Here is a 12,211-nt window from a genome sequence, read left to right as displayed (position 1 = left end):
GTGGTGGTTCCCGAACATGCACGGATCCGGCTGGATGGCCGGGAGATCAGTCGGAGGCCCACCCACCGGCGGGCCCAGTTGGGGCTGTCCCTTACCCATCAGATTGTGCGGCCCTTCAGATCCATGACCCTTCTTGACAATGTCACGCTCGCCGCGGGCCATATGCGGGTCCGTCGAATTTTCCGTTCCATGCTTGCAGTGAGCCGTGACCGGGAGCGCCAACAAGCCGCCGCGTGGCTGGAGATGGTGGGTATCGCCAGTCATGCCGGTCAGGCGGTGACGGGTCAGCCCTTAGGTATCCTCAAACGTCTGGAGGTGGCCCGGGCGCTGGCCCTTGAACCTCGCTTGCTGTTGTTGGACGAACCCCTGGCCGGCCTGAACCACGTCGAAGCCGAACGTTTTGCAGACACTTTGATGAAAATTAATGCCCAGGGACTGAGCGTGGTGATGATCGAACACAATTTAGGCGAGGTGCTGCGCATCAGCCAGCGTCTGGTGGTGCTGGACAATGGATGCAAGATTGCAGATGGCCACCCCGCTGAGGTGATGCGCATGAACGACGTGAGGGCCGCTTACGTGGGTAAGGAAAAAACGCATGCTGCGTCTTGAGGGGTTAAGCTGTGGGCACGGTCCCATGCGGGCTGTTGACCAATTGGAGCTTCAGGTTGAATCCGGGAGCGTCACCGCGCTCCTGGGCGCTAACGGAGCCGGTAAAAGCTCGACCATCATGTGCATCGCCGGCCACGTGGAGATACAGGGCGGATCGATTTTTTATGATGGGTCGGATATCGCTGCGCTGTCTCCCATGGCAAGGGTAGTGGCCGGCATCGGTCTAGTGCCCGAAGGCCGGCGGCTATTCTCCAGCCTCACCGTTCGTGAAAATCTGGTGGTGGGCGGTTATTGCCGCCCCAGGAAGGAGACGACCTCCACCATCGAAAGGGTGCTGGGCACATTTCCCCGGCTGGGTGAACGCTTATATCAGCGAGCCGGCTCCCTTTCCGGTGGGGAGCAGCAGATGCTGGCCATCGGGCGAGCCCTGATGAGCCAACCGAAGTTGCTGCTAATCGACGAGTTAAGCCTGGGGTTGATGCCCACGATTATCGACATCTGCTATGAAGCGATCGATCATCTTAAGAGAGGGGGCATGGCGATCCTGTTGGTAGAACAATCCACCCAGCGGGCCTTGGCGGTGGCCGATGCGGTTACCGTTCTGGAAAGCGGCCGGCAGGTGTGGACCGGCACCGCCCGGCAGGCCCGCCACTCATCTGACATGATCGATGCCTGCCTTGGATTGAAATCCTCGCAAACCTGATGTCGATGTGATAAATTGGGTGAATACATCGGCGCGGATACCTTGTGCCGTCGCCTCATCTTTAACTTTAAAAAGAGATGCCGTGATAGAACTGATATCCATTTACGTTGCGTTCACAGGCGTTCTGGTTGTTTACGGCGCACAGGTCTGACCGTTTTTAGACGGCCTCGGGTATACAAAGGCCGTACTGATTTCCTACGGTCCGATCCTCGCCGTGCTGCCGTGGCGGCTGCGCTTCCATGGGCGGACGAATGACTTTCTGTCGGAAGCGGAATTACCCATGCAACGGGTGTTACGTCTTCCGTGGCAAGCGTTTATGGCGGACCTGTCGGCCTGGCTCGTGGCCGGCCTCGTGATGGTTTTCATCTACTATGCGTTTTTCATCCCCTTCGCATCGACAGGCATTAAGGTGTTGGTCGGCTGTGCGGCTTTCGGCATCTTCAGCGGCATGCTGGGATACCTCTCCACCGAGCGGCGGATGGTCCGTCAACTCAAGGGGCGCAGTACCTTTACCATGCCATCGGGAATCCTGTTGACGGTGAGTAAAAAGATTTTTGTCCTGATCGTAACGGTTTTGGGAATCATGGCATTTTCAATTCTTTTGATGGTGTTGCTGGATGTCTACTATCTGATCGGCCAGGATTTTTCCCGGCCTGAGGTATACTGGGGCATTTTCAAGGAAATTACATTCGCCCTGTGCATACTGCTGGCGATATCCATGATCATCGTCCGGCGCTACGCTTCAAATATGACCGAGATCCTGGACACCCAGCTTGCCGCCATGGACGAGATCAGCCGGGGCAACCTTGAAAAGCAGGTGCCGATTCTCTCCAGTGACGAATTTGTGCGCGTGGCCGAAAAAACCAACCTGATGATGGTTGGCCTGAAGGAGAGAGATTTCTGCAGGTCCAGTTTTGACAAGTATATATCCCCCGAGGTCAGTCGCAAGATTCTCAATGACGACATCGCTCCGTCCGGCGAAATTCTCGATGTGACCATTTTATTTTCCGATCTGCGCGACTTCACCGGATTTGCGGAAAAGCGAAGTCCCATGGCCGTTGTGGAAATGATCAATCACTATTTTACTGAGATGGAACGTGTGATCAGTGACCATGGCGGTGTGGTGCTCCAGTTTGTCGGCGATGAAATCGAGGCGGTGTTCGACGCCGTGGAGCCGAAGGGGAATCATCCGGATCAAGCCGTTTCCGCCGCACTGGCCATGCGCGCCGCATTGCAGCGGCTCAATGCGCAACGCCGTGAGCGAGGCGAGGTGGAGATAAAACACGGTATCGGTATCCACAGCGGGACGGTTCTGGCAGGCAATGTCGGAAGTGCCAGGCGAAAAACGTATAGCATGCTGGGCGACACCGTCAATCTGGCTTCGAGGCTCCAGGTGCTCAATAAAAATCTGGCCACCGACATTCTGATCAGCGGCGAGACCCGTAACCGGCTCGTCTTACCGGCCAGCCGTTTACAAGCGATGGGTCGGCATACGGTCAAGGGAAAAACGGAAGCCGTGGATGTTTACACGGTGGTGTAAAAACAAAACGGAATAAGAAGAAAAAGAGGTTAAATGAGCATTCAGGCGCAAGTGAAATGGATTGATGACCTGCAATTTGTGGCACGGGCCGGCAACGGGCCTGCGGTGGTGATGGATACATCGGAAAGCGGCGGCGGCGCCGGCCCCATGGAACTCATGCTCATGGGCACGGCCGGATGCACGGCCATGGACGTGATCACTATCTTAAAGAAAAAACGTCTCGACGTCACCGGGTTCGAGATCAACATTTCCGGAGAACGGGCCGAGGAATACCCCAAACGCTTTACCGACGTCACCATCGAGTACGTGGTCCATGGAACGGATCTCAAACCCGAAGTCGTCAAACAGGCCATCGACCTGTCGGAGAAAAAGTATTGCGGTGCCATGGCCTCGCTGAATGCGCGAATCTCGCATACTTTCCGGATTGAACCCCCTGAATGAAAACCGGGTAGCAAAACCGAAGGCCCGGACCGGAGCGAGAAGAACTTGGTTCCAGGCCGGCGCGCGATTTATGCATAGACGTTTTTGCCAACGCAACCCACCTTATAGAGGACGCCAATGATTACCCTGTTGGACTATGGTGCCGGAAATGTGCGCAGTGTGATAAACGCCATTGAACAGTTGGGCGAACGGATCACGGTCGCCCAAACCGGACGCGACATCTTGGACGCCGAAAAGTTGGTTTTCCCCGGTGTGGGAAACTTCGGCAGCATGATGCACATTCTCCGGCAAAAGCAATTCGTGGTGCCGCTGATGGATTATCTAATCTCAGGGCGTCCGTTTCTCGGGATTTGTGTGGGCATGCAGGCCCTGTTCGAGGGCAGCGACGAAGCGCCGGCGGAAAGGGGGTTGGGTATTCTACCCGGACGGGTGCAACGCTTCGACGTCGACCTGGCCGTGCCCCATATCGGTTGGAACGGCATCGGCGTCAAAAAGCCCACGAATCTGTTTTCCGGGTTGCAGGGTGACGAGAAATTCTATTTTGTGCACTCCTATCACGTCGTGGCCGACGATCCGGAGGTGGTGCTCAGCACGACCGATTACGGATATCCGTTTGTCAGCGCGGTCCAAAAGGGCAGCATCCAGGCCACCCAGTTCCATCCGGAAAAAAGCGGGGCTTCCGGTCTGAAGGTGCTGGAGAATTTCATACGCATGGATCGTCGGGTGGAGATCCCGGGTAGATGCCCGTCGCAGACCCGCCTGGCCAAACGCATCATTGCCTGTTTGGATGTCCGCGCCAACGACCGGGGTGACTTGGTGGTCACCAAGGGCGACCAGTATGATGTGAGAGAAGACGGCAACGTGCGCAACCTGGGCAAACCGGTGGAAATGGCTGGACGCTATTTCGAGGAGGGGGCCGATGAGATCACTTTTCTGAACATCACCGGGTTCCGGGATTTCCCCCTGGAAGACATGCCCATGCTCCAGGTCCTCAAGGAAACGTCTAAACATGTGTTCGTACCGCTGACCATCGGCGGCGGCATCCGGGACTTCACCGACAAGAACGGCCGCACCTACACGGCTCTGCAAGTCGCGGCCGAGTACTTCCGTTCCGGGGCCGACAAGATCTCCATTGGCAGCGATGCGGTGGATATTGTCGAGGCGGTCCTGAAAGCCGGTCAACCGACAGGTGGAAGCGCCATCGAGCGGATCTCCCACGTATACGGCAATCAAGCCGTGGTGGTCTCCATCGATCCCCGCCGCGTCTATGTGGACGCACCGGATCAGACGCCTCATGCCACCATCGAAACGGCCGTACCCGGCCCGAAGGGACAGCGGTACTGCTGGTTTCAATGCACCGTTAAAGGCGGACGGGAGGGGCGGGATGTGGATGCCGTGACCCTGGCCCGGACGTGTGAACAATTGGGGGCAGGGGAGATCCTGCTCAACTGCATCGACCGTGACGGCACCAACCTGGGCTTTGACATCGAACTGATCAATGCCGTGAAACAGGCCGTCACCATTCCGGTGATCGCCTCCAGCGGTGCCGGGTGTGAAGCTCATTTTGCCGAGGTGTTCGCCAAGACCGATGCCGAATCGGCCCTGGCCGCCGGCATCTTTCACCGGCGTGAGGTTCCCATTGCCGCAGTTAAGGCCTATCTCAAGGGCAAGGTCGAGGTCAGGCTGTAGTCGGGTGTTGAAGGTGATCGTGCCTGCAGGCCATCCCAAACCACCTTTTGCCGAAACCCCCGGCATTGGATTGTTTTTGCTTACGGTGCCGCGAAGCACTGGCGTCACAGGCAGGACGTCCTCAGCGGCTCGCCCCGGCGAAGCGGAGATCTCGCTCATCAGTTGGCCGCATAGCGGCTACAACATAAGTGGCACAAAGATGAAAAGGTGAATTGAAAATGCGGAAAATTGAAACGACATTGTTCATGGCAGCCCTTGCCTTTGCGATCGTCGCCTGCTCCGGCTCGAGCGCCCGAATGATCCCGAACCATATCGAAGAGACGCACGTGGGCAGGCCGATCAAGGATGTGCTGATCATTGCCGTCCTTGACAATCAAGAGATCCGGGCGGTTCTTGAAAAACATTTCCAGGACTGGCTCAAGGTAAAGGGCGTTGACGCAATCGTCAGCGCCGATTTACTGCCCATGAATGCGGGCACCAAGCTGGAAAAAGAGGCCATTGCCGCCGTCGTCGACAAATATGAAAACGACACCATCTTGATCACCCGTCTGGTTGGAATGGAGGAGTCCGAGGTGTTCAGCCGTGACCGGCCGCAGTATTTTTTCAACTACTATGGGTTTTACAATTATGGTTTGGCATATGTGACGTGGCCTACCGTGTACGGTGAAAAGGTCAAATTGAGTCTTGAAACCGCGCTATATGACGTGGAGACGGAATCACCGATATGGGCCGGTGAATCGCAGCTAAAAAATCCGAAAACCACCGGGCAGGCCATCGGCCAGGTGGTCGATCTGGTGATGAAGGAGCTTGGAAAAAATGGGTTGCTGCCCAAAGCGCCCTGAGGCCATAGCCGATTATTGCTTGCCTGAATAACACCCTTCGTAATCCAACGTGCAGAGCGGCCGATTTGGCCCATTGAAAACGGCGTCAACCACCTGGCCGATGAACAGGGTGTGGTTGCCCGGCTTCAGGGTTTGTCGTACACGGCACTCCACACTGCCGATGCAGTCGGCCAGGACCGGGCACCCGGTCACGCCGTCCCGCCAGGCCAAGGCGTCAAATTTAGATCCGGGATCCGGGCCTTTGAATCGAGCCAACAGATCCTTTTGCGCCTGGGCGAGAATATGCAGGGCGAAGTGGCCGCTTTTCTGCAGCAGGTCATGGGAGTATCGGTTGGGATGAACGGCCACCATGATCAACGGGGGATCGTAGGACACTTGGCTTACCCAGGAGGCGATCATACCGTTGATCGAGCCGCCATGCCGGGTGGTGAGTATATAAATCCCGTAGGTCATGCTTGCCAGATATTGAGGTAGTTTTTGGTTCATGATCCCTCCTTTTTTGATGTGTTGACCCAAGATGGGCCTCGCAGGCGCTGCCATCGACTGAGATCATCCCTGTCTCACCTGCTCTCAGGGTTGAAGCAATTTTTCACCATGGCGCCTGATACGTTCATCCACATCCTGCCGAACTTTTTTATAGTTGATGATGATGGTCGACCTTGTCTTATTCAGTTCATCGAGCACCTGTACGGAAAGGTAATTTTTAAAATATAATGCAGCTGCGCCGGCACCATGGTCAGCGGACGATCCGAGCAAAATGTAATCGTGGGGTTGGCTGCGGATGGACCTGACGATTTCATCGGCATGTCGTTTGGTCAATCCGATCGCGTGGAGTTGATAGAACAGCGATATCCAGTACAACTCTTTGCGCGAAAAGACCGTCCGGGTGGTCTTCCCCCACTTGATTTTGGTGCCTGCCGGCAGATGACCCTGCTTCATGTCGTTGTTGATGATGCCTCGATTGACCTTCAAAATGTCGGCCGTTTCAAATGAACCGAAAACTTCCTGACCGGGCAATAGTCGGTTGTAGAGTGTTTTTTGTTTGGTCATGGTTTCAATCCCATTGACACCAACTCATTGTAGTATTTAAAACTATAGCTATAGTTAAACACAAAATAAATCGTGAAATCAAGATATAAAAATTATGATTACAGAAGGATAAGCGTATCCGAGCGATTCATGCGTAAGCATTGGGGCGAGGCTTTCGCACAGCGGAATACACCGCCGACAGCGGGTGTGTATGCCGCCCCAAGATCGCCGGCCAGTTGATCCAACCGCCAGAGTACTCTTTCGGGGAAGCTCCACGAATTGGAGGAAACCCATCCGCACGCATCCAAGAGGATTGCAGCCGCCCACACCGCAGATTTCCTTTTACTGCTCAGTATCGTTTCGATGATACGGGCATCTTGCTTTCAACAGACGATTCGGTTAGTGTGACCAGGCTAACGAGTCTATGGCAACCCTTGCGGTCATCAACGGAAAGGAGTCAGGATCATGGCCAAAATGACTTTGTCGGAAAAATTCAAACGAGCGGCAGGCGTTATCTGCCGTCAGGGGCTGGTCCAATTTCCCGTAACCGACACGGCCGTCACCATCATCCAGCGTGTTGTGGGCGACTACCCGGACGAACTGGACCTGATCGACGCCTTCAGAGAGAAGCCTTCCCAAACCATGGACCAACTGGTCGTGTCCAGTGGATTCTCAGAGGGGGCAATCATCCGGCTGACCGACAGCCTGGCTAAAAAAGGACTGGTTTTCAATCAACCCAGTTCCAAGGGGGTAATGATCTATCGACTCCTGCCGCTGATGATGGTCGGCCTGATGGAGTATAAATTCATGGGGGTGCTTACGGGCAGTGAGGCGGAAAAAGAGCTTGCCATGTTGTTCGAGCGGCTGCTTGCAGAGCTTCGGGACCAAACCCAGGACCATTACGACGCGCTGGTCCCCCGCTTCGCAGCGGCTCCTGCTGTGGATCGGACCGTTCCAGCCAAACAGACGGCAGACGGTAAAGCCATCCGGATCATTCCCATTGACCAGCACCTGGATGCCTCCGAGGAGTTTGTCCTCCCGAGCCAGACGGTCGAGGCGATCATCAACAAGTTTGAAGATATCGCCGTGGGGCATTGCTTCTGCCGCCAGCGACGGAGCCTGCTGGGAGACGTATGTAAGACGAATGCGCCCGTGGAGAACTGCTTTTCATTCGGTAAATCGGCACGGCATACCAGCGCCCAGGGGTTTGCCAGGAAGGTCACCCGCGGGGAAGCCCTGAAAATCTTGAAGGAAGCGGAGCAGGCTGGGTTGATCCACAAGGCCTTTCACCCGGGGTCAAGGGAATCCAACCCGGAGACCAGCATCTGCAACTGCTGCAAGGATTGCTGCGATACCCTGCGCATCTGGCGGGATGGAACTCTGCCGATGATCAATTCCACCTACCACCTCTCGGTCATCGATAGGAGTGCTTGCACGGGATGCGGCACCTGCATGGAGTGGTGTCCGACCGATGCCATTGCACTGGATGAAGACGGGGTGGCCCAGCGGGATGAAGGCGCTTGCCTTGGTTGCGGTGTTTGCGCCCGCTTCTGCCCGGAATCGGCCATCTCGCTGAAGACGGGCTTAAGAAAGGTCTTTATCCTACCGCCGCGATTGCGCGGTGCGTAGAATCGATCGAGACTGGATCGAGATGGGTTGATGAAGACGGCGGCTTGGGAGGCCAATTAGGGTGTCTTGTGATACCCGACATCATCGTAATATTTCATTTTGGCCGGTCGGTGGTAACCATTCGTCTCTATCGCCTGGGCCAAGGAATGGTTCAGGAGTGGTGGTCATGTCAGATTCATTGCCGTCGTTGTCAATGGCCGTGACGCCGAACATTACCGGACCATCGGGCAGGGTGACGTCATCGGGTAGTGCTATCTTGGTGACGTTGCCGACCTTGATGGATTTGGAATCGTAGCCGACCTTGGCGGCCTTTGACCAATACAGTTTATAGCCGACCACATTTTCAGACTCTGAAGCCTTCCAGGACAATTTGGACTTCCGGATTTTGGCCATTAGGCCTCCATTTTCAGCTGTGGATTCAATACCGGCCTCTGATCTGATGAACGTCGACCCTTTGCCTTTGACCTCCGCAGCGGCTAACCCGATGTATGATGGCCAATTTTTCCTGTCAACCACATGGGCATGAATGCTTTCCTGTTGCTATAACCGCCATAGCGAGCGCATTCCCCGCCGCTTGACGGAGGGAAGCAAAAATGCCGCTCATCGGGGCCACGGGGAGGGTTCAATAAGTATGGTTATTTTTGAGTTCAAGGCGTCCAGCAGGCGCCTATATCGTTTGTCCAAAAGAATCGAGGAGAGGGTTTGGGGAGGGCGCGGGACGACGACAACCATCGGTTCAATGTATCCGTTAAAAAAAAGGGCGTTCCCGCATACACAGAGAACGCCCTTTTTACTCTTTAAATAATCTTAGATCACGGTGACATTAGTAGCGGAAGGGCCTTTCGGACCCTGTTCGATATCAAAGGACACGCGATCGCCGTCGTTGAGGGATTTAAAACCGGTCGCATTGATGGCTGAATGATGAACAAAAACATCTGCGCCATCTTCCTGCTCAATGAAACCAAATCCTTTTGAGTCGTTAAACCACTTTACAATTCCATTGGTCATGATAACATCCTCCTTTCTTAATATTTTCAACGTCGCAGACTGGAGGGTGCCACTTTAACAAATGGATTATTCCTACAGAAAGAAACTATCCCATATCGTCAATGGGACTTGATTGATTGAGATCATATTAAGCTTTTAAATCGATAAAGCAAGCTAGATAATTATTTTTTTTAAAAAAAGGGGTGAATCCTAAGGTAAAGCAACTTTCCTGATAATCATGTTGCAGGGTGCTTAGGACTGATTTTTCTTCATTTTCATCATCTGTCGTTTCTTTTGAATCATCAGGCTGTCTTCATACATGTCTTCAAAAGCGGCTTTCATAACTTCTTCGAAGGTTGATGGCCGGCCACCGTGTTCAGCAATGAATGCATCGGCGGCCTTTTTTGTTTCAAAAGCCCATTTCGCCCTCGTTGTCATTACCCCCATTTTGTCTCCGCCGATTACCCAATAGGCCTTGTCGACATCAATTTGCTTTTTCGTGTTGTAATCACCGACAGTTATGTTTTCTACCGGCAAGTGGGTATGCAGCGCCATGTCAATGGCTGCACAGTGAACGGAACACACGCCTTCTTGGGTGCCATCACTATGCTCGATGATGACCCATGAATGGCCGAATTTGGCTTTCATCATGCCACAGTGAATGCATGAATCGTCATCTGAGAGGGCGACATTGACAAACACGAGCAATGACGCCAAAACGATGAATGCGCAGTATACCGCGCTGCGTTTGAGGCAGGCGTTCTTCCCCATCGTTGACCTCCTTGTTTATGGTTTACATCAATTTTAGAACAGGCTCTATTGTTCCAACAGGGTAGAGCCAAATTTTAACGATTTTGAAAACGCTTTTGTCGGAAGAGGGGCGTGCTGTTATCGAATCATTAGCATTCTATTATTTTGATTTCAAGCATAAGCTATTAATCAGGCTGGGTAGTTTGAAATGGAGCCCCGCCTTTCTTAAGCAACGCAATTATCGTAGCTAACTACCTTGATGTAATTGGTTAGTTTGGTGGTGATGGGTTATGTAAAGCTGCCGGAAAATTCGTGGGCGACGAGCACGATGCTCTCCAACAGCCGCACATCCATTTCCTATTTATTTTATCAGAGCACTAACAAAGCAACCACCCCCGCCACCGCCTTCACTGGTTGCACCTGGAGTACTCCCTGTGTTTCCGCCGTTGGCAGTTGCGGAAGTTTCTGCAAGAGCATCTATTGTTATCGAGTTTTCATAAACAACAATCCCTGGGCCAATATGAGTCTCTCCATAATGGTCAACGATGGAAAAATTATGTCCAGAAAGATTTGCAGAGAGCCGGTAGTTTCCTGGTGGTACATTTAATATGACAAATTTCCCGGTAGGCCCTGTAGAGCCTAAAGTGGGGTCAGGTAAATTATTCGCGCCAAGATAAAAAACAGTTCCAGATGATGGCTCAGTGTATACTTCCGCACCTATTAATACCTGATCGTTTTCATCAACAACAACCCCGGCTATAGCACCCTTGGTTACATCGGGCACAATTCCTCGATCGGTATAAATAGCGTTCTTTGCTGTTTCTGAGATGATTGTCAGATCTCCATAAACATCAAAACTGGTGCTTAAACGAGGGAATGTATAGCAATCGACAAAACCTTCTTTTTTAAGCGAATAGATCAGTCCTTCCGTAAAATTATCATTTTGAATCGTTGCATATAAACCATTGACATCCGAAAAAACACCTTCTCCTTTGCCTGCAATATATACCTGTTTAACCGGATTTTCGTCTTCGTCAGCAATTGTTCCACCAACGACGAAGGGATCTTCTGAAAAGTACAATTTTCGAACCTCTGAAGGTAAACCCCATCCGTTATCAGTGCCTGCAACCACATACCAGTATAGAGATTTTTGGCTATAAGATGTAAATGGTGAATAGGTAACTTGAGCAGACGTCTGGCCTTGTACTTCGATTACTCGCATGGCCTCACCCGGATGATTTGCCCAACCATTTGTGCATAGAAGGTATTTAGTTGCACCGGTAACGGGCTGCCATGAAAAGTCAATAGTTAACGTCCCCGGTATTAAGGCGTTATGTTCAGGTTCTATCAGTGTCGGCGCTGATGTTAAATGAACCGGGGTAATTTTTTCTATTAATACCGGCTGGTAATCTATTGATCCTGCACAGAAATCGTCATTGAAATCCAATATGTTTTCGTGAAGGTTGTTTGAATTTCTGTCTTCCCAGAAGTTATTCCATGCATCGACATTCATATCTTTTGATGTATTACAATCAACTCCCTGATAATCAGTGTCCAAGTAAATATCTATAGAATCTCCATAAGAATTTCCAAGATTGTTAAAATGGGCTGTAAACTGATTACCCTGCTGTGATCTTAACATAATATTATCGCCGTCATCACCAGGGCATATTTCATTCCCTTGAATTGTATTGTTAAACAAAACAGCTCTTGGACCATTTAAATATACACCAGCCGCTTTCGCCATGAGCATATCTTTTGGGCATGTGTTGTTGGAGATTGTATTGTTCAAAAGTATGGCACTATTAGCGATTAAACCTTGATTGTTGCCAGATATATGATTTCTATCAGCATAAAGTAAGATGTAAGGACCGCCATAGTTCAGACCTGTTCCTTTGTTGTTTATTATTTGATTATTAAATAAGAACAAAGAAGCGCCACCGCTAAAATGTGAAATATAGACAGCCCATTCTCGATCATTGGTGACATTGT

General features: G+C 52.2%; 13 protein-coding genes and 1 pseudogene. 8 read left to right on the top strand and 6 right to left on the bottom strand.

Going from position 1 to position 12,211, the window contains the following annotated elements:
- The 7 genes and pseudogenes from ABYV26_RS11510 to ABYV26_RS11480 all read left to right on the top strand — a co-directional run.
- On the top strand, positions 1–609 hold a 609-nt coding region (locus tag ABYV26_RS11510; protein ID WP_372681120.1), incomplete at its 5' end, for an ATP-binding cassette domain-containing protein.
- Positions 596–1,312: an ABC transporter ATP-binding protein gene (locus ABYV26_RS11505; RefSeq protein ID WP_372681119.1), complete on the top strand. Its 717-nt coding sequence runs from the start codon at positions 596–598 to the stop codon at positions 1,310–1,312. The genes ABYV26_RS11510 and ABYV26_RS11505, both read left to right, overlap by 14 nt.
- A gap of 163 nt (positions 1,313–1,475) precedes the next feature.
- A pseudogene (locus tag ABYV26_RS11500) lies at positions 1,476–1,991 on the top strand (hypothetical protein); the annotation flags it as partial.
- 39 nt (positions 1,992–2,030) lie between these two features.
- Complete coding sequence (locus ABYV26_RS11495) at positions 2,031–2,852, top strand: adenylate/guanylate cyclase domain-containing protein (RefSeq protein WP_372681122.1); 822 nt, start codon at positions 2,031–2,033, stop codon at positions 2,850–2,852.
- 33 nt (positions 2,853–2,885) lie between these two features.
- On the top strand, positions 2,886–3,293 hold the full coding sequence (locus tag ABYV26_RS11490) for an OsmC family protein (protein ID WP_372681117.1): 408 nt from the start codon (positions 2,886–2,888) through the stop codon (positions 3,291–3,293).
- Between the two features lie 117 nt (positions 3,294–3,410).
- Complete coding sequence (hisF, locus tag ABYV26_RS11485) at positions 3,411–4,982, top strand: imidazole glycerol phosphate synthase subunit HisF (protein WP_372681115.1); 1,572 nt, start codon at positions 3,411–3,413, stop codon at positions 4,980–4,982.
- Positions 4,983–5,200: 218 nt separating this feature from the next.
- Positions 5,201–5,824, top strand: coding sequence for a hypothetical protein (locus tag ABYV26_RS11480; protein ID WP_372681113.1), 624 nt, complete (start codon positions 5,201–5,203; stop codon positions 5,822–5,824).
- A 12-nt stretch (positions 5,825–5,836) separates the two neighbouring features.
- Here ABYV26_RS11480 and ABYV26_RS11475 read toward each other — a convergent pair whose 3' ends face one another.
- Both ABYV26_RS11475 and ABYV26_RS11470 read right to left on the bottom strand, forming a co-directional pair.
- Complete coding sequence (locus ABYV26_RS11475) at positions 5,837–6,310, bottom strand: flavin reductase family protein (RefSeq protein ID WP_372681112.1); 474 nt, start codon at positions 6,308–6,310, stop codon at positions 5,837–5,839.
- 84 nt (positions 6,311–6,394) lie between these two features.
- Positions 6,395–6,874 carry a hypothetical protein gene (locus ABYV26_RS11470; protein ID WP_372681110.1) on the bottom strand — a complete coding sequence of 160 codons (480 nt, stop codon included), beginning with the start codon at positions 6,872–6,874 and terminating at the stop codon, positions 6,395–6,397.
- 444 nt (positions 6,875–7,318) lie between these two features.
- Here ABYV26_RS11470 and ABYV26_RS11465 point away from each other — a divergent pair, with 444 nt between their 5' ends.
- Positions 7,319–8,482: a 4Fe-4S binding protein gene (locus tag ABYV26_RS11465; RefSeq protein ID WP_372681108.1), complete on the top strand. Its 1,164-nt coding sequence runs from the start codon at positions 7,319–7,321 to the stop codon at positions 8,480–8,482.
- Between the two features lie 81 nt (positions 8,483–8,563).
- Here the strand turns inward: ABYV26_RS11465 and ABYV26_RS11460 are convergent, their stop codons facing one another.
- The 4 genes from ABYV26_RS11460 to ABYV26_RS11445 all read right to left on the bottom strand — a co-directional run.
- Entirely contained in the window at positions 8,564–8,875 is a 312-nt protein-coding gene (locus ABYV26_RS11460; RefSeq protein WP_372681106.1) for a hypothetical protein, read from the bottom strand.
- 414 nt (positions 8,876–9,289) lie between these two features.
- Positions 9,290–9,490, bottom strand: a complete 201-nt coding sequence (locus tag ABYV26_RS11455) for a cold-shock protein (RefSeq protein ID WP_319409563.1) — start codon at positions 9,488–9,490, stop codon at positions 9,290–9,292.
- Between the two features lie 231 nt (positions 9,491–9,721).
- Positions 9,722–10,240 carry a nitrous oxide reductase accessory protein NosL gene (locus ABYV26_RS11450; protein WP_372681103.1) on the bottom strand — a complete coding sequence of 173 codons (519 nt, stop codon included), beginning with the start codon at positions 10,238–10,240 and terminating at the stop codon, positions 9,722–9,724.
- Between the two features lie 340 nt (positions 10,241–10,580).
- Positions 10,581–12,211 (bottom strand): carboxypeptidase-like regulatory domain-containing protein (locus ABYV26_RS11445; protein WP_372681101.1); only part of this gene is annotated, 1,631 nt, incomplete at its 5' end.

Source organism: Desulfosarcina sp. (assembly GCF_041551955.1).
Classification (GTDB): Bacteria; Desulfobacterota; Desulfobacteria; order Desulfobacterales; family Desulfosarcinaceae; genus Desulfosarcina.
This window is presented reverse-complemented; position numbering and strand designations above follow the sequence as displayed.

Coding starts and splice junctions, on each gene's coding strand:
- ABYV26_RS11470 (WP_372681110.1), bottom strand. CDS start 6,874: ATGACCAAACAAAAAACACTCTACAACCGACTATTGCCCGGTCAGGAA.
- ABYV26_RS11480 (WP_372681113.1), top strand. CDS start 5,201: ATGCGGAAAATTGAAACGACATTGTTCATGGCAGCCCTTGCCTTTGCG.
- ABYV26_RS11455 (WP_319409563.1), bottom strand. CDS start 9,490: ATGACCAATGGAATTGTAAAGTGGTTTAACGACTCAAAAGGATTTGGT.
- ABYV26_RS11490 (WP_372681117.1), top strand. CDS start 2,886: ATGAGCATTCAGGCGCAAGTGAAATGGATTGATGACCTGCAATTTGTG.
- ABYV26_RS11450 (WP_372681103.1), bottom strand. CDS start 10,240: ATGGGGAAGAACGCCTGCCTCAAACGCAGCGCGGTATACTGCGCATTC.
- ABYV26_RS11465 (WP_372681108.1), top strand. CDS start 7,319: ATGGCCAAAATGACTTTGTCGGAAAAATTCAAACGAGCGGCAGGCGTT.
- hisF (WP_372681115.1), top strand. CDS start 3,411: ATGATTACCCTGTTGGACTATGGTGCCGGAAATGTGCGCAGTGTGATA.
- ABYV26_RS11475 (WP_372681112.1), bottom strand. CDS start 6,310: ATGAACCAAAAACTACCTCAATATCTGGCAAGCATGACCTACGGGATT.
- ABYV26_RS11460 (WP_372681106.1), bottom strand. CDS start 8,875: ATGGCCAAAATCCGGAAGTCCAAATTGTCCTGGAAGGCTTCAGAGTCT.
- ABYV26_RS11495 (WP_372681122.1), top strand. CDS start 2,031: ATGATCATCGTCCGGCGCTACGCTTCAAATATGACCGAGATCCTGGAC.
- ABYV26_RS11505 (WP_372681119.1), top strand. CDS start 596: ATGCTGCGTCTTGAGGGGTTAAGCTGTGGGCACGGTCCCATGCGGGCT.